At 66.9% G+C, this 16,445-nt stretch carries 18 protein-coding genes; 11 read left to right on the plus strand and 7 right to left on the minus strand.

Features of this window, described 5'->3' with window-relative positions; genetic code table 11:
• The first annotated feature begins 147 nt into the window (after window positions 1-147).
• The gene (locus tag ACWEIJ_RS16940; RefSeq protein WP_449838089.1) at window positions 148-927 is read left to right on the plus strand and encodes a hypothetical protein; all 780 of its coding nucleotides are present in this window, start codon (window positions 148-150) and stop codon (window positions 925-927) included.
• 15 nt (window positions 928-942) lie between these two features.
• Here the strand turns inward: ACWEIJ_RS16940 and ACWEIJ_RS16945 are convergent, their stop codons facing one another.
• On the minus strand, window positions 943-1,302 hold the full coding sequence (locus tag ACWEIJ_RS16945) for a hypothetical protein (RefSeq protein WP_449838090.1): 360 nt from the start codon (window positions 1,300-1,302) through the stop codon (window positions 943-945).
• Window positions 1,303-1,457: 155 nt separating this feature from the next.
• On the opposite strand from ACWEIJ_RS16945, the gene ACWEIJ_RS16950 reads away from it, so the two are divergent.
• The 5 genes from ACWEIJ_RS16950 (at window position 1,458) to ACWEIJ_RS16970 (ending at window position 4,893) form a co-directional block, all read left to right on the plus strand.
• A complete protein-coding gene (locus ACWEIJ_RS16950; protein ID WP_449838091.1) occupies window positions 1,458-2,330 on the plus strand; it encodes a tetratricopeptide repeat protein in 873 nt (290 codons plus the stop codon).
• A gap of 74 nt (window positions 2,331-2,404) precedes the next feature.
• Window positions 2,405-2,767: a hypothetical protein gene (locus tag ACWEIJ_RS16955; RefSeq protein ID WP_449838092.1), complete on the plus strand. Its 363-nt coding sequence runs from the start codon at window positions 2,405-2,407 to the stop codon at window positions 2,765-2,767.
• Window positions 2,764-2,895, plus strand: coding sequence for a hypothetical protein (locus tag ACWEIJ_RS16960; protein ID WP_449838093.1), 132 nt, complete (start codon window positions 2,764-2,766; stop codon window positions 2,893-2,895). The genes ACWEIJ_RS16955 and ACWEIJ_RS16960 overlap by 4 nt, the downstream gene beginning before the upstream one ends.
• Window positions 2,896-2,899: 4 nt before the next feature.
• A complete protein-coding gene (locus ACWEIJ_RS16965) occupies window positions 2,900-3,571 on the plus strand; it encodes a response regulator transcription factor (RefSeq protein WP_449838094.1) in 672 nt (223 codons plus the stop codon).
• Window positions 3,568-4,893: an ATP-binding protein gene (locus ACWEIJ_RS16970; RefSeq protein ID WP_449838095.1), complete on the plus strand. Its 1,326-nt coding sequence runs from the start codon at window positions 3,568-3,570 to the stop codon at window positions 4,891-4,893. The genes ACWEIJ_RS16965 and ACWEIJ_RS16970 overlap by 4 nt, the downstream gene beginning before the upstream one ends.
• On the opposite strand, the gene ACWEIJ_RS16975 is transcribed toward ACWEIJ_RS16970, so the two are convergent.
• Window positions 4,886-6,130: a DNA cytosine methyltransferase gene (locus ACWEIJ_RS16975; protein WP_449838096.1), complete on the minus strand. Its 1,245-nt coding sequence runs from the start codon at window positions 6,128-6,130 to the stop codon at window positions 4,886-4,888. The two genes, ACWEIJ_RS16970 and ACWEIJ_RS16975, sit on opposite strands and share 8 nt — an antisense overlap.
• A 104-nt stretch (window positions 6,131-6,234) precedes the next feature.
• On the opposite strand from ACWEIJ_RS16975, the gene ACWEIJ_RS16980 reads away from it, so the two are divergent.
• Window positions 6,235-6,732: a very short patch repair endonuclease gene (locus ACWEIJ_RS16980; protein WP_449838097.1), complete on the plus strand. Its 498-nt coding sequence runs from the start codon at window positions 6,235-6,237 to the stop codon at window positions 6,730-6,732.
• 20 nt (window positions 6,733-6,752) lie between these two features.
• Here the strand turns inward: ACWEIJ_RS16980 and ACWEIJ_RS16985 are convergent, their stop codons facing one another.
• Window positions 6,753-7,721 (minus strand): NaeI family type II restriction endonuclease, encoded by a 969-nt coding sequence (locus ACWEIJ_RS16985; protein ID WP_449838098.1) that lies wholly within the window; start codon window positions 7,719-7,721, stop codon window positions 6,753-6,755.
• A 73-nt stretch (window positions 7,722-7,794) separates the two neighbouring features.
• Complete coding sequence (locus ACWEIJ_RS16990) at window positions 7,795-8,439, minus strand: hypothetical protein (protein ID WP_449838099.1); 645 nt, start codon at window positions 8,437-8,439, stop codon at window positions 7,795-7,797.
• On the opposite strand from ACWEIJ_RS16990, the gene ACWEIJ_RS16995 reads away from it, so the two are divergent.
• From ACWEIJ_RS16995 to ACWEIJ_RS17005, 3 genes are read left to right on the plus strand one after another with little or no spacing between them, the layout of a single operon-like run.
• Entirely contained in the window at window positions 8,432-10,009 is a 1,578-nt protein-coding gene (locus ACWEIJ_RS16995; RefSeq protein ID WP_449838100.1) for a transcriptional regulator, read from the plus strand. The genes ACWEIJ_RS16990 and ACWEIJ_RS16995 overlap by 8 nt on opposite strands.
• Entirely contained in the window at window positions 10,009-11,838 is a 1,830-nt protein-coding gene (locus ACWEIJ_RS17000) for a DEAD/DEAH box helicase (RefSeq protein WP_449838101.1), read from the plus strand. Before ACWEIJ_RS16995 ends, ACWEIJ_RS17000 begins: the two co-directional genes overlap by 1 nt.
• A complete protein-coding gene (locus tag ACWEIJ_RS17005; protein ID WP_449838102.1) occupies window positions 11,822-12,679 on the plus strand; it encodes a DUF3883 domain-containing protein in 858 nt (285 codons plus the stop codon). The genes ACWEIJ_RS17000 and ACWEIJ_RS17005 overlap by 17 nt, the downstream gene beginning before the upstream one ends.
• A gap of 15 nt (window positions 12,680-12,694) precedes the next feature.
• Here ACWEIJ_RS17005 and ACWEIJ_RS17010 read toward each other — a convergent pair whose 3' ends face one another.
• Together ACWEIJ_RS17010 and ACWEIJ_RS17015 are read right to left on the minus strand one after the other, a co-directional pair.
• Window positions 12,695-13,564: an exodeoxyribonuclease III gene (locus tag ACWEIJ_RS17010; RefSeq protein ID WP_449838103.1), complete on the minus strand. Its 870-nt coding sequence runs from the start codon at window positions 13,562-13,564 to the stop codon at window positions 12,695-12,697.
• 34 nt (window positions 13,565-13,598) lie between these two features.
• Window positions 13,599-14,300 carry an SDR family NAD(P)-dependent oxidoreductase gene (locus ACWEIJ_RS17015; RefSeq protein ID WP_449838104.1) on the minus strand — a complete coding sequence of 234 codons (702 nt, stop codon included), beginning with the start codon at window positions 14,298-14,300 and terminating at the stop codon, window positions 13,599-13,601.
• 107 nt (window positions 14,301-14,407) lie between these two features.
• On the opposite strand from ACWEIJ_RS17015, the gene ACWEIJ_RS17020 reads away from it, so the two are divergent.
• Window positions 14,408-14,962, plus strand: a complete 555-nt coding sequence (locus ACWEIJ_RS17020; RefSeq protein ID WP_449838105.1) for a TetR/AcrR family transcriptional regulator — start codon at window positions 14,408-14,410, stop codon at window positions 14,960-14,962.
• 21 nt (window positions 14,963-14,983) lie between these two features.
• Here the strand turns inward: ACWEIJ_RS17020 and ACWEIJ_RS17025 are convergent, their stop codons facing one another.
• On the minus strand, window positions 14,984-16,438 hold the full coding sequence (locus ACWEIJ_RS17025; protein WP_449838106.1) for a hypothetical protein: 1,455 nt from the start codon (window positions 16,436-16,438) through the stop codon (window positions 14,984-14,986).
• Between the last annotated feature and the right edge of the window lie 7 nt (window positions 16,439-16,445).

Genomic DNA, 16,445 nt, shown 5'->3' on the forward strand with positions numbered 1-16,445 from the left:
CGGCACCCTAGGTCGGCGCGATCTCCCGCTGCAACGCGGTCCCCCGGAGGTACCAACGCAAAACACGGGTAGTTACCCCCTAGGGCTCCTGCCGTCACGTCGCAAGCCTTGAAAGGTTGACGACACGCGCGCAAGAGAGGACGGATCATGACCGGTGACGGCCTCGACGTGGACATCCGCGAGCAGAACGGTGTGCTCGTCGTCCGGTTCAGCGGGCGCCTCGACTGGTCGACGTACATGCGCGTGCAGGACGTGCTGCTCGACTGCGCGACCAAGGAGCTCGTCGGCGTGGTGGTGGAGCTCGACGACCTCGTCGCCGAGTCGCCCGCGCTGCTCGTCGTGTTCGACGTCGTGTGGCTGTCCGCGGCGCGCTGGCCGGGCATCTCGCTGAGCCTCGTCGTCGGTGACCACCAGCTGCGGGCAACGCTCGCCTCGCGTGGTCTTCCCCGCCACATCCCGATGCACACCACCACCACAGCTGCGTTGGCCGCCGTCGTGCGGTTGCGGCACGAGGACAGGGTGGACGCGGCACTGCCCACGTGCCGATGTCTGCCGCACGTCGCCGAGCGCATCACCGAACGGGCCTGCGAACGGTGGGGCATCCAGTCGTTGCTCGACGTGGCGCCGCAGGTGGCGGTGGAGCTCGTGTCGCACATCGAGGACGACAACAGCCCGTTGGCACTGCTGCTGCGCATGCGCGGCGACAAGATGTCCGTTGCCGTGCGCACGACCGCACGGCTGGACCTCAGGCAGTGGAACATCATGCGGCGCAACGTCGCGTCCATCGCCGTCTGCAACTTCACCATGGGTGAGACACCGGCCGGTGGCGGGCGGCACGTCATCTGGGCGTTGCTCGACGTGCCGGACGACAGCCAGCGGCCCCCGAGCTACCTCCCGGAGGCCGCCGTCTTCACCCACCAGGCTTAACGCTTCCGGGTCTTTCTACAGCGCGTGGGCCGCCGCGATGCTGGTGCGGCACGCGCGCACGACCTGACGGTTCGCCGCTGTGTCCGGGGTGCCCGTGCCGCACCTGGGACAGGACAGGCGCGCGGTCGTGCCGTCGACGACCACGTCGAGAGCGCAGCGGCACGGGCGGCACCAGCGATGCCCGGTGACGGGGATGACGTGGTCCGGCGAGGCTACGCACTGGTGCAACCAGCTGCGATGCAGGCCGCACGTCACTCGGGCGTGAGGGTCGAGTCCGAGTTCCTCCGCCAGGTCCTCGGCGCTCAGAACCGCGGTCAAGGTCGAGTCCCCGGCCTCGAAGGACGTCACCAGCCGCAAGTGCGCGCGTCGCCTCATGACAACAACTCTGCTGCGTCGCCGGGGCCAGGTATACCCGCATTTATACCTGTTTAATCGTCGCGTCCGCCGAATTCCAGTCGGCCCAGAACCTCTTCTCACCCAGGTCGTGCGCACCCTACGCTCAGATTCTGGTCGGCGCAGAGGTATTCCACATGGCAGATCCCGCGTACTTCCCTCCCCCGCACTCCGCCCGCATCGGAATGAGCGATGTGGAACAGCTGGAGGCGCAGACGCATTCACTCAGGTCGGTCGACTACCAGTACGGCGGCGGGGCGTGCCGTGACGCCGTCGTCGTGCGGATCTACTGGGCGCAGCAGCTGCTGGCGGCGTCGGCCTCGGACGACGTGCGCGCCAGGCTGCTGTCCGCGGTGGCCGATCTGCACAACCTGGCGGGGTGGACGTCGTTCGACAGCGGTCAGGTCGGGGCCGCCTACCACCACTTCGACCGTGCTCTCGATTTCGCACGGCACGACGAGGACCTGACGACCAACATCGTTTATCGGCGCGGGCGCGTGCACTTGCACCACGGCGCACCGGGCGATGCGCTGGCTTACTTCCAGAGAGGCGCTTTCGCACCGTTGGCGTCGAGCATCATGCATTCCAACGAGGCCTGGGCCTACGCGCGTCAGGGTCGTTCCGACGAAGCGTTGCGTGCGTTGGGCAAGGCGGAGGACGCGTTCGCGCGGGCGGACCACACGCACGTGCCGGACTGGGCCAGGTTCCACGACGAGATCGACCTGACGGCCATGATCGGGACGGTGCACGCCGAGCTCGGGGACACGCGGCAGGCGATCCCCGCGCTGACGTCCGCGATCGAGCGGTTCGGTCCCGGGATGGCGCGCAGCTCGGTGTTCTGCCAGATCGCGTTGGCGTCGTGCCACTTCATGGACGGTGACGACGATGAGGGACAGGCCGTCGGGATGCGGGCCATCGGCGCCGCGGAGAAGCTGCGGTCCGAGCGGGTGTGGGACCGGATGCGGCCGATGATCCAGGTCGCCGCCTCGCGCGGGGTCCCGTTGCGCTGACCTCCGGCTGATCTTTGCAGAACCCGAACATTCGGCGGACCGTCTTCTGATGGTGCTCCGCCATCGTTCCCGCCATGAACATTTCGCGAATCGGTGGGCTCGTGGCGGGGATGCTGCTGTTGGGCGCGGGAACCGCGTCCGCGCAGGAACCGATCACGATCAGCCCGGAGAAGGTGCAGCAGATCTGCTCCAACCGCGTGCCGCGCGTCGAGGCTCGGGTGAAGGCGTTGACCGACAAGATCAACGGTGGTCCCGAGACGCTGGGCTCCAAGAAGTGGATCGAGCAGAAGGCCGCCGACGCCCGCAAGGCGGGCAACACGGCACGCGCGGACGTCCTGGACGCACGCCTGAAGCTGCGGGACGCGCAGCTGGTGAAGCTGTCCAAGGCCGCGGAGAAGGTCGCCAAGTTCAAGTCCGAGCACTGCGGGGCCAAGTGAGGTGGGTGGTCGCGGCCGTGCTCCTGGTGTCGCTGACGGCGTGCCGGGGCGAGGCGCCGCCGTCGGACCTCGATGATGTGGAATCAACGCTGAACAGCATCGAGTCGGACATCAACCAGCCGGGGTGAACGCGTGGAACGTGGCCTGGTGCTCGTCGTGGAGGACGAACCGGCGATCGCCGAGCTCGTCGCGCTGTACCTGCGGCGCGACGGCTTCGGCGTGCAGGTCGAGTCCTCGGGGGACGCGGCACTGGCCGCGGTCCGTTCGCTGGCACCGGTCGCGGTGGTGCTGGACGTCGGCCTGCCGGGCAAGAACGGCATCGAGGTCTGCCGCGAGCTGCGTGCCGCGGGTGACTGGACGCCGGTGCTGTTCGTGACGGCACGCGACGACGAGGTGGACCGGTTGCTGGGCCTGGAGCTCGGCGCGGACGACTACATCACCAAGCCCTTCAGTCCCCGCGAGCTGGCCCTGCGCGTGCGCACGGTGCTGAGGCGTTCCGCCGGCGGTGTGCCGGACGTGCTGCAGGTGGGGTCAGTGCGTCTGGACGTCGGCGAGCGCCGTGCGTTCGCCGGTTCCACCGAGGTGTCGCTGACCTCGACGGAGTTCGGTCTGCTCGCGCACCTGATGAAGCACCCGCGCCAGGTGTTCTCGCGCGAGCAGCTGCTCAGCGCCGTGTGGGGCTACGCCTCCGTCGCCGGCACCCGCACGGTCGACGTGCACATCGCCCAGCTGCGGGCGAAGTTCGGCGCGGACAGTCCTATTCGGACGGTCCGCGGCGTCGGCTACTCGGCGGACGCGTCATGAACCTCGCCACCCGCATCGCCCTGCTGTGCCTGGGAGTCGCGTTCGTCGCCGTCCTGGTGGCGGGCGTCGTGTCGAGCCGGCTGGTGCTGTCGACCTCGCAGCAGGTGAGCCGCGAGATCCTGCGCAACCAGGCCGACGTGGTCTCCGGTCAGATCTCCAACAACAAGGTCGAGCAGGTGCTGGAGGGTCAGGGCATCGCGATCGTCCGCATCTCGCCGTCCGGCGAGGTGACGGGCTCGGACAAGGCCGCCGTGCGGGCGGCCCGTGACGTCAAGGTGGGCCGAGTGCTCGGCGGCCAGCCCGTGTCCGGCGTGAGCGGCCGCCTGAACGTGGAGGCCCGCGCGTCCGGTGCCGGCGGTTTCGCGCTGGTGCAGGAGACCGAGACCGGCACCACCTACCGCAAACTGGTCCGCAACATCATCTTCGCCCTCGGCATCGGCCTGCTGGTCGCCTGCGTGGCAGGCCTGGCGCTGGGCACCGTCCTGGCCCGCCCGTTGCGCCGCGTGGCGTCGGTGGCGCACTCGATGAGCGCGGGCCGCCGCGACCTGCGCGTCCCCGTGGTGGGCACGGTCGAACTGGCCGAGGTCGCCACATCGGTCAACTCGCTGGCCGATGCCCTGCAGCGCAGCGAATCCCGCCAACGCGACTTCCTGCTGTCCGTCTCGCACGAGCTCCGCACCCCGTTGACCGCCGTGACGGGTTTCGCGGAGTCGTTGGCGGACGGCGTGGTCTCCGGCCCCCAGGTGGCCCCCGTCGGCACGGTGATCCTCGACGAGGCCCGGCGGCTGGACCGCCTGGTGACCGACCTGCTGGACCTGGCCCGCCTGGGCGCCGACGACTTCCGCCTGGACATGGCCGAGGTCGCGCTGGAACCCGTGGTCCGTTCCGCCGCCGAGGTCTGGCACGCCCGCTCGCACGCCCGCGGCGTGGTCTTCTCGCTGGAGTTGTCGGCCTCGCCGACGGTGTGGGCGGACGCGCGAAGACTGCGCCAGGTCATCGACGGCCTGATGGAGAACGCCCTGCGCGTCACACCCGCGGGCCGCCCGGTGGTGCTGTCGCTGTCGTCCGTGCTGGAGGTGCGCGACGGCGGCCCCGGTCTCGCGCCGGAGGACTACCCGGTGGCGTTCGACCGGGGCGTGCTGCACGCCCGGTACCAGGAGTCGCGGCCGGTGGGGACCGGCGTGGGGCTCGCGCTGGTGCACGGACTGGTGACGCGGATGGGCGGCACGATCACGGCGGGGCCGGCCGCGGAAGGCGGAGCCGCGTTCACCGTGACCCTGTCGCCACCGACGCGATCCAATCCCAGCGGGATTGCTAACTGATCTTGGCGCGGTGCTTCAGGAACAGCTCGTGCCGCAGGTGATCGTCCTGCCCGACGAATCCCTTGAACGAGCCCAGCCGGTAAGCGGTCGTACTGGAACCGTTGCGCACCTCGACGGTGAAGTCCCTGCTGAGAGCACTGATCGCCCGCTCCAGCTCGAAGGACTCCATGGACCTGCCCACAGCCTTCTCCAGCTGCCGTTGCGTCATGAACTCGCCGCTCTCCCGCAGCACCCGGTAAATCGGGTCCTGCTCGGTGTGCGTGCCTCGTTCTTGCCGCTTGCCCGACTTCTTCAGCGCCCGCTTGATCGAGTTTCCGATCGCTTCAGCGACCGGAGGCGGAAACGCATTGCCGATCTGCCGGTACCGCGACGTCTTGCGCCCTTCGAAGATCCACTCGTCCGAGTCCTGCCAGCCCTGGATGCGAGCGACCATTTCGCAGGTGAGCTTCGGCCCCACCTTGAACACGTCGCCAGGTGCGGGTGGCTCGTCAGCAACACCCATCGCGTCGACGGCAAGTTCGGCCCACGCACGTTTCGCCCGTGTCGGCCCGAGGTCCGCTCCGCCGTGCTTCTTCGATCCGCCAACGATGGTCGGGCCGATACCGTTCGCGCGGCGAGCCCAGTCCTCAGCACCTTCCCAGCCCCGCGATGCCATCAAGTCCTTCAGCACTGCTCCAACCGTCGGAGCCGCCCCCTTGGCCTTCGGCCAGGCGAAGTACGGCGCATACTCGTCTTGCAGTGCAACGAGAACGAACCGCGGCCTGAGTTGGGGCACACCGAAGTCAGATGCCTGGAGCAGCCGCCATTCAGCGACATACCCCATCTGGCCGAGCCGGTCGAGCACGTGCTGCCGGTACCCGGCGAACCGGGGCATGCTCAGGCCTCTGACGTTCTCCAGCATCAGCGCCTGAGGCCTGATCACATCGCACAACTCGACGGCCCACGCGAAGAGGTCACGCTCGTCGTTGGCTCCCAGCTGCTTGCCCGCGATGCTGAACGGCGGGCACGGGACGCCACCTGCCAGCAGCGGCACCCCCAGGTGCTCCATCGGGTTCCACACGCCCAGATCAGCGACATCACCGGTCGCCACCTCGGCGTGCGGAAGGTTCCGGCGGAGCGTCGCTGACGCGTTGTCGTCAAGCTCGACCGCGAGCCTGTGCTTGAATCCCGCCTTCTCCAGCCCCAGCGCCTGGCCTCCAGCTCCAGCGCAGATCTCCACTACTTCGAGTTTCTGCACAGGAGCTCCTTCCCAGAGCCAGAACGATCAGGCGGATGTCGGGGTGCAGTATCGTCCATGGGTGCTCAGCGTTCCCAAGCGGAGTCGGTCTCAGGTGACCACAGATGTCTGATAAGAGCAGGGCGGAAGCTCGCGAGCGCGCCCACGCCGCAGGGCTCTACCCTGCGCCGCTCAACGAAGGCCGCTCTCGCAACATGAGCGCGAACCGGCGCTCCGGGACCAAGCCCGAGATCGCGCTGCGCAGTGCCCTGTTCAGGCTCGGGTACCGCTACCGGAAAGATCACCTGCTCCGGCTCGACGACGGGATCCGGGTCAAACCGGACATCGTCTTCACCGCAAGGAAGGTCGCTGTCTTCGTCGACGGCTGCTTCTGGCACGTCTGCCCCGAACACGGCCGGCAGCCCACCACGAACGAGTGGTACTGGACGCCAAAGCTCCGCAGGAACATGGAACGCGACCAAGCGGTGAACACCGCACTGAACGCGGCTGGATGGCGCGTCCTGCGGTTCTGGGAGCACGAGCAGGTGCCCGACGCCGTCGGCGCTGTCGTAGCCGCCCTGAAGCAGACCGAACATAAGTTCGACTCTACCTCCGAGGTCTGACACTGTCCGCCCAATCGGCATCAGACACGCGGGCGCTGCTTTTTCTTCGGCAAGGGCGGGATGACCGGTGCTGCAACGACGGGATCCGAGGAAGCGGCAATCCTCCAGCGGCGGCCGTCTATCTCCGCGGAGCGCCCTGCGTCCTCCGCGCCAACCGGCACCACACGCACCGCGACAAGCTCACCGGCTCGCGGCAGCGGAAGCCCGAGATCACGCGCGACGGCACGGTGATGGGACTGATGCCCGAGTACCAGGATCCCCTCAGGAAGAAGGTCGGACCGCGCACCTCCGTCGCCTCTCGCGCGCTTCATAGGATCTCGCTGCCGAGCGATGGTCTCCAACGCCGTTCGCCCGATGAGAATTCCCTGCACCTCCCGGAACAACTGGTTCACACGCGCCTGCCCGGGCTTCGCCCCCGCCCTCTTGGCGGTCGCGTTGAGCACGCGGTCACGGGCGGCAGGATCCATGTGCAGCAAGAGGTTCTCGGGCAGCGCACCACGGTCCGGCCACAGCTGGACGACAGCTGACCTGCCTTGAGCCGTGAGCCGGCGCTTGTTGTCACGGTTCGCTTTTGCCGTGATGTGCTCTGCACTGACCCTGACAAGACCTGCCGACCACGCGCTTTCTGCGTCGCTGGCCCACACGACCAGGCAGATGTGATTCCAGGACTCCGGCGGCAGCATCCAGTCACCCAGCTTCCTGGAAAACTTGCAATCGACCTGAACACCAGCGATCTCGTAGTCGGTCTCATCACCGTCGCCGAAGTTGAACTCTCGGTGAAGGTTGATTTCCACCAACGTGCCCATATGAGTCTTTTCGGTCTTGTGGAGCTGATCGTAGTTCCACCGGCCAGTCCGCTGACCGTCGTACAACTGGTCGTATGTCTCCCGGATGACCCTGGCGAACCTTTGGCCGTCGGGATCGAGCTTGAGCAACTCGGATCGCACGAGGCCGAGCTCCACATCGGAGACAAACGCCGGATCTACCACAATCTTGTCCTTAGTTCTCTGAACCGCATGCTGCTAGCGCAGATTTGCCCATCATCGCGAGGTCACTCACGTGTCAATTGAGCAGTTCCGCCCTCACCGCGTCCTTCGCGTCACGTGGCAGTCGCCTATATGAATTCCACGCTCGCTCAAGCGCGGTCGAACCCCGGCGGCCGCGGTTCATCCAGCGCAGCAGCCGCGCCTGATCACCCTCGTCGAGCGCCCTCACAGCTGTCACTACGTCGCTGATCCTGACCGGTTCGCCATCCGCACCGGCCCGGCACCGCTTGCACTCAGTGGTCAACTGGGTCTCCAGGTCTCCGTCGGGCATCACGACCTCCTGCCGGGTCACCGACAGCACGGCGGTCTGGTTCGAGTCGTCCGAGTATTCCTCACCACCGGAAATACCGCAGCTCGTGCACATGTAGTTGTCCCTGGTCATCACCTCCCTCCGCTCCTTTGAGGAAACCGCCTTCTGCGGCGCGGCGGCGCGGCGGGCGACCGGATCCCACACAGGAACTCCAGCCTTCACGAACCGCTGATCCTCGGCCGTGAGCGTCGCATCCTCGGTGTTCGTGAGGATTACCCAGCCGAAGGCGCGCAGATCGCGAATGCGGCGATCAGCCTGCGACACACCGGGAAAGGCCTCTCGCAGCTGCTCCTTCGTGAACCGGTTCCCCTCACCTACCTGCTGCAACAGCCACAACGCGCCCTTGATCATCGTGCCTGCCCTCAACGACGGATCGTTCCACTGCGGGATCGCCAACTCAGCTCCGTTCTCGCGACTGAGTGGCCAATTGTGGATCAAGAGCCGCAACATTGTCAGTGGTTCCTGCGATGATGCACAGAAGACAAGATCAGACCCGGCTGGAGGCCAGTGCATGTCCCGCAAGTTCGGTGTTCCGCCACAGGGTGACCACATCCGCTCCATCGTGGAGGAACGGCTGGAGCAGGCGCTGCAGGAGAGAGGCGCCAAGATCACCGTGGACTGGCGCGGCGAGCAGAGGCACCTGGACGTCATCTCCATGCCGGTGGCGCTGCTGTACTTCAACCCGGACACGCACCGGGTGCGAGCTCAGCGCACTCTGGACCCGGCGCGGGACAAGGCGCTCGACGAAGACCCGTGGAGCACCGAGAGCCAGGAGTACCTGCGATACCTGCTCACCCGCCGGCCGTCGAACCCGAGCCAGCTGGATCCCGACTACACCGCGCTGATGGACGAGCTGGACGACTTCCAGCAGAAAGAGCCGGGCATCATCACCAGGGAAGGCATCCTGGTCGACGGCAACACCCGGCGCGCCGCCCTGCAGGAACTCGGTGTCAAGGACATCAGGGTTGGTGTCCTGCCCGTGGACACCTCACGCAGCGACATCAACCAGGTCGAGCTCGCGCTCCAGCTGCGTCGTGACAAGAGGCGCGAGTACTCGTACATCAACCGGCTCATGGCGATCGAAGAGCAGCTGGCGGAAGGCCGGCGTGAGGACGACGTCGCCCGCGAGTTCAACATCAAGATCACGACCCTCCGCAAGGACAGGTGGGTCTACGAACTCATCATGGACGCAATCGAGCGGAGTGCGACGAGCGGCGGCGCAACACTGAGACTGGTCGACTTCGAAGACCACCAGGAGAAGCTCCGGGAACTTCACCGCGACTACGAGAAGCTGGCGAAGACAGACCCGGACGCGGCCATGCAGCTCAAGGAGTCCCGGCTCGCGATGGTCGTGCTGAACTATGCGAAGACCGATCTGCGGCTGGCCGAGGCCGATTTCTACGACCGCTACCTGGACTCGAAGCTTCCAGATGACCTCAAGCCCGTCGTACAGAAATCTGCCAGCGTCAGCATCCCCGGTTTGCCGGGGGTCACGGTCACAGACGCGACGACAGGGGCGAAGACCACTCGCGAGCTGACGAACACGCTGCTGCAGGCAAAAGCCATCGCGCAAGCCGGCGACAAGGTCTCCCCAAGCCAGGTGTCGAAGGCAGATCAGCTGATCAGATCAGCACGTGGCGCCTTCGACGACGCCGTAGACCGCGCCAAGCAAGACGCGAGGCGGTTGAAGCGGCAGATCGCGGTCTCAGAGCGCCTCACAGACGCCGCCGACTACGTCAACCAGTGCGTAGCGGAGTTCGCCGAGGCGAAGGCGAGGCGCGCCTTGGACGAGGACGCCTTCGACGACGCTCTGCTCACGTTGCGAGCCAGCCTGGCGAGTCTCGCCAAGCAGGCAGGGCGCACGTTCAACGCCCCTGGCGACGGTGTTGCCTGGTTGCTCGACGCGGCCCGGGAGAAGTGATGCCGGAAAGCACCGAGCCGAGCCTCACGATCGGCTTCGGCGATGAGGTGACCAAGGCGCGTCTGCGGGCAGGCAGCGGATACGAGAGCGAGCTGCGCCGACTCGCGCTCCGGTTGCGCAGCGGCGTGCAGCGTTCCGCGAGCACGATGGACGTCGACATCGACGACCTGCTCACAAACCTCGTCGCGCTCGCCGCCTGGCCCGCACCGGCGAACGTCTCCTGGGACCCGCATCTCGCCGCATTGGCAACTGATTCCAACGCGGACGCGAAAGCCGTTGAGGCCCGGCTGGCTTCAGACGAACCGGCGGCAGCTGAGATCGTCACGGAAGACCTCAGCCTGCTCATCGATCACGGCTGGATCGGTGACCTGACCGCTTTTCAGCGCCGGGACATCGCGAAACTCCTGTCGCTGAGGCACGGGGCGAACTTCTCCGTGCCAGGAGCGGGAAAGACTCGCGTCGCGCTTGCCGTGTTCCACGCTCTCCGCCAGACGAAGGGGATCGAGCGCGTCCTCATCGTGGGCCCGAAATCCTGCTACGAGGCCTGGCAGGAGGAGAACAAAATCTGCTTCGCCTCACCTTTGCGCGTCAGCGTGTTCTCCCGGGAAGCAGATCCCGCCGCAGAAGCGCTCATCGTGAACTACGAGCGGCTAGCGCCCGCTGTCAACGAGCTGGGCCAATGGCTCACTGCACGGCCTTCGATGCTGGTTCTGGACGAGGCGCACCGGATGAAGCTCGGTGCCGACGGCACCTACGGGGCAGCTTGTCTGGCACTCGGACCGCGGGCACGCCACCGCCTCATCCTGACCGGCACGCCCGCACCGAACGGGGTCAAGGACCTCGAGAACCTCTTCGGTTTCGTGTGGCCCGGCCACGGCAGGCAGAAGGTCATCCAGGCCGTGGCTGGGGGCAATCTGTCCAAGGCGAGCCAGGTGCTACGACCTCTCTTCACCCGGACGACCAAGTCCGATCTTGGTCTCACCCCTGCTGAGACCAAGATGGTCCCGGTTCCGATGCCACCGCTGCACCAGGAGGTGTACGAGGCACTGTGCGGCCGCTTCTCCTCACGCGCACTCGGCGCCGAAGGGGACTTCGCCGCACTCGGCAAGATCGTCGTGTACATGCTGATGGCCGCGACCAGTCCCGCGCTGCTTTCCGTTGGTACAACGAGGTACGAGCCACTCGCCTACCAGGTGCCACCGCTCACCGTTCCGTCGGACACACCGTTGTTCAAGCTGATGCAGGACCTGCCGGCGTACGAGTTGTCACCCAAGTACCAGGAAGCGCTGGCGATCGTCGCCAAGAACGCCGCCAACGGCCGGAAGACTCTGGTGTGGTCCACCTTCATCCGCAGCCTCAACACACTTCAGCGGTTGCTCAGCGCGTTCAACCCCGCGATGGTGCACGGTGGCACGGAGGACCGTGAAGCCGAGATCGACCGCTTCCGCAACGATCCGGACTGCATGGTCCTGCTGTCGAACCCGGCCACGCTCGGCGAGGGAATCAGCCTGCACCACCACTGCCACGATGCCGTGTACGTGGACCGGGACTTCGCGGCAGGCCGCTTCCTGCAGAGCCTCGACCGCATCCACCGGCTCGGGCTTCCGCCCGAGACCGAAACCAGAATCACAGTCCTGGTGACAGAGGGCAGCATCGACGAGGTCGTCAGCGCACGTCTCGGCGACAAACTGGAGTTCATGGGCCGCGTGCTCGACGATCCAGCAGTGCACGAGCTTGCCGACCTCGACGAGGAACCCGCGGTCGGCGGCGGCCTCGACCAGCAGGACCTCGAAGCTTTGCTGGGGCACCTCCGTGGCCATTCCCTCTGACCGGATCCTGCGCGCGGCAGTCCGCTGGCTCGAACAGCTTCCTCAGTCCGATCCAGCTCGCTGCCGCGTTCTCTTCTCCACTCACTCGGGCTACAGCGACATCACCCCGACCCAGTACGACTTGGCATTGGCGTGGCTGCACGAGACCGGGTTGCTCGCAGACCCGCACTCGTCACGCCCGGTGGAGCTCAGGGTGTTCTCCGCAGCTGTCGCCAGCAGTTCGGCCGTGTGGTTCGCGAATGCGGACATCCTCGTTCGCGAGCCGTCCGAACTACCTGCGGACGCACTGCGCGCCGCTGAGCTGCTCGGGCTCTCGCCGATTGAAGCGCACGGCGAGATCACCGTGCTGTGGGGCAAGGTCGATCTTGAACAACGCCAGCGCGTTGGCAACGCTGGAGAGCTCGCACTGGTGGAACTTCTGTCCAAAGGCATCCCAGCGCGAGTGGAGCACGTCGCGGTTGTATCGGACGGATATGGCTTCGACATCGCTGTTCATGCGGATCCACGTCCCGTGCATCTGGAGGTGAAGTCAACGACCCGCCGAGGCCGTCTCACCATTCACCTGTCCAGGCACGAGTTCGAGACCATGCGCCGCGACACCGAATGGCATCTCGTCGCAGTCCGGCTGACCGACGAACTCAGGCCGGCCGCGATCGCCACCGTGCCGAACGAGTGGATATCTGCTCAGGCGCCCGCAGATCGCGCCTCAGCTGGGCGATGGGAGTCGTGCAGGCTCGAGGTCCCGCCGGAAGTGCTGAAGCCCGGCATCCCGGCATTCTCCGGTACGAGGTACGACGACTGCCCTGTCTTGCTGACCGGCACCGTCAGCTGGCCGGGGTGACGCGCCAGTGCAGGCCTACTTCGCCTGCGGCAGCTTGACCTTCTTCTTCGCCCCCGGCGAGGACGGCGGCGGCACCACGGGACCGATGTCCCCGTCCGGCGCCTCGTCCAGGTCCACGATCACCGGTGCGTGGTCGCTCGGCCCGGTGCCCTTGCGCGCGTGCCGGTCGATCCACGCCGCCCGCACCCGCTCCGCGACCGGGGTGGAGGCCAGGATCAGGTCGATGCGCATGCCCAGGTCCCGGTGGAACATCCCGGCCCGGTAGTCCCAGTAGCTGAAGATCCGCTCGGTCGGCCACCGGTCGCGCACCACGTCGTGGAACCCGAGCGCCTGGATCGCCCGCAGCGCAGCGCGTTCCGGCTCGGTCACGTGCGTCTGCCCGATGTAGGCCTCGGGATCGAACACGTCCGCGTCGGTGGGCGCGATGTTGATGTCACCGCACACCAACGCGTCCGCCGGCCCCGCTTCGAGGACGTCGCGCAACGCGGCGAGCCACTCCAGCTTGTACTTGTAGTGGTCCGACTCGGGTTCGCGGCCGTTCGGCACGTACAGCGAGTGCACCCGCACACCGCCGCACGTGGCCGCCACGGCGCGGGCCTCGACGTGCGGGAAACCGGGCGCCCCGGCCACCCCGACCGCGACGTCGGTCAGCCCGACGCGGGACAGCAGCGCCACACCGTTCCACTGCGTCTCGCCGAACAGCGCCACCTCGTAGCCGCGGTCGGCCAGCTCCGAACCGAGCAGCGCGGTGAAGGCGTCGTCGGCCAGCTTGGTCTCCTGCAGGCACACGACGTCGGGCTTGCGCTGGTCCAGCCAGGGCAGGAGCCTCGGCACGCGCTGCTTGACGGAGTTCACGTTCCAGGTCGCCACTCGCACGCGTCCCACCGTAGTCACCGGAACTCAAGCCCGCATCGAGCTGTCAGAGAGCCGAGAACACCTCCTCCGCCCGATCCCGCTTGACGAACATCTGCCACGCGACCTCGGCGATGTCGTCCGGATCGAGCGTGTGCCCGGCCAGGTCACCGAACTGCTCCGGCCTGTTCTGCACCATCCGGTGAATGTCGCCGCGTTCGACGACACCGCCGATGGTCAACGTGCCCGCGTAAGCACCTTTGTCCGCCAACGCCGCGTTCAGCGTCACGACGTAGTTGCGCAACGCCGCCGACGCCACCGCGAACGCGCCGAGCATCGGCATCGGCACCACCGAGCTGAGCCCACCGGCGAACAGCAGCCCGCCACCGCGCTCCACGACCTTCGGCAGCACGTGCTGAACGACGTCGATCGCCGGGTAGACCCACCGCATCGCGGCCCGCGCGTCGTCCGACGTGGTCGACGTGATCTCGCCGGGCAGGTCGTCGAAGTCCGTGGCGCCGGGCCCGTAGTACACGACGTCGACCGCCCCGATTTCGTCCAATGTGGACAGCAACTGTTCGCGGTCGAGCAGGTCGGCGGCGAACGCCCTCGCCTTGACCCCGGCATCGCCGAGTTCGTCGAGATAGCCGCCGTGCCTGGCACTGCCGCGCGAGACCAGCACGATGTCGTACCCCTCCCTGCCGAACCGGTGCGCGATGGACATGCCGAGCCCGGGACCGACACCGAGCACAACCGCGGTGCGAGACATGGGTTTCCTCCCCTGACGCTAATTCGAGGCTGCCCTCGACTTAGCCCCGACGCTACCACAGAATTCGAGGGAACCCTCGACTTAGCCGCCCGCGTAGGATTCCGCCCATGTCCACCGCGTCGAGGCCCCTGCGTGCGGACGCGGCCCGCAACCGCGAAAAACTGCTGGCAGCAGCCGCCGCCCTGTTCGCAGAACGCGGCCTCGACGTCCCCCTGGAACACATCGCCCGCCGCGCCGAAGTCAGCATCGGCACGCTCTACAAGCACTTCCCGACCCGCGAGGACTTCGCGGCCGCGATCTTCCCCGAACGCCTCGCCGCCCTGGACGTCATCGGCGCGAAGGCCCTGGCCGACCCGGACCCGTGGCACGCGTTCGCCGGCTACCTCGACGACCTCTTCGCCCTGCAGGCGCAGGATCGCGGCCTCAACGACGTCCTGGCCAGAGACCTGCCGAACGCCCCGGAGGTGGTCTCGGCGTGCCACCGCGGCGCGGGCCACGCGGAGGTCCTGATCGCGCGCGCGATCGAGGCCGGCGTGCTGCGGGACGACTACTCGATCGCGGACATGGCCACGCTGACGAGGGCGATGGCCCAGGTCATCCGGGACTCGCCCGGCGAGTGGCGGCGCTTCCTGTCCATCTACGTGGACGGCCTGCGCGCGTAGACCTGCCGTCGCGGCACGGAACTAGTCGGCGTCGTCCGCCGAAAGTACCGGCGGCAGGTGCTGACCGTGCGCCTTGCGGAGGTACTCGATGCCATCCGCTTCGTCAGCCTGAACACCCAGGGTGTCTTCGAGTTCCCGCAGACGGACTTTCGCACCGTTGATCAGCTCCGACCAGGTGCGGACGTAGATCTGGCAGTCGTCGAACATCTTGACGCAACCGACCGGTAGGTAGGACTGGCCGCTGCTGCGGGTGACGAAGTCATCGAGTTCGGTCCCGACCAGGACGAACGTCCACTTCGCTCCTGTTCGGGTGAACCGCGAATCCCGAATTACCGCGTGCGCGTACTTCTCGATCTGCATGAGTTCGTCCGCACCGATGACCACGGACGGGCGTTTGAGCTCGACCACGAGATTGTCCGCCGAGCCGTTGAGCCCTTTGCGACATAGAACCAGGTCTGGAATGACTTTCTTGCCGTCGTAGCCCAGGACGGGCCGCGTGTCGGCGAGGTCGACGTCCTCCCCGAGGAACTTCAAGTGCTTGCGGGCGACGTTGGTCAAGGATTCGTCGTTGCCGACCAACGAGTACTGCTCACCGAACAACCAGGTCTCATTGGCGAGGATGCGGTGGAGCTGTCCCCTTTCACGGGTCTGCTTCCGCGGCTCCTCGTCGTACAGGACGGTCTCCAGACCTGCCAGGAAGCACAACCTGTCGCGCACGTGCTTCGCCGTGGCGATGATTGCGGGCAGATCGGTCTCCGCGAGAAGCTCCTTCAGGTTCGCGAGGTCTCGTCCCGGCAGCCCGATGACACTTTCCAGAACCTCGCAGACCTTCTCGGCATCCGTCTCCACCCGGTCCTTCAGGAGCCGGAGGAGCAGCCTCCGCAAAGTTGGCTCCCCCTTGTTGACCGCCTCGGAGGCCGCATAGGCCACAGCGTCGAAGACCTTTCGCTCCGCGTTCTCGACGGCGGTTCTGGGCGCTCCGGCGAAGGGGTAAACCTCGCTCTCGACCCACTCCCCCATTACCGCAAGCAGCCTTTCAAGGCCATCAGGATCAAGCTGCCTGATGGCGTTCTGCCTGAATCTGCTGAGCGCGACCAACTCGAGGGCGCCGACGCTGATCCGGCCATCGGTCGCGCGCCACCCGTCATCGAAGTGGGCGGTGTACCGAGTGACCGGCACGGTCGACTGCTGCGGTTCCTCGAAGGTGGTGCGACAACGCCAGCACATGTAGCGCGGCGCGAGCGCCTTGCGGGCGTTGACCTGGCCGCTGCCACAGTGAGGGCATCGATGACGCACACGCGAGGCCGGTTCTGCCTCCACTCGGCTGACGATGCCCACCCCCAGCACGCTGCGGAGACCCCGAAGGACGACCGTGTCCCCCGCAGCGACCCGCCGGTGGTTCGCCACCAAGGAGTCGTACACGTAGTTCGACGGCACCGGCTCATCCGGCATGACGAGGAACGACCACGCCCCCACGGCACCA

This window comes from Lentzea sp. NPDC004789, assembly GCF_053601075.1.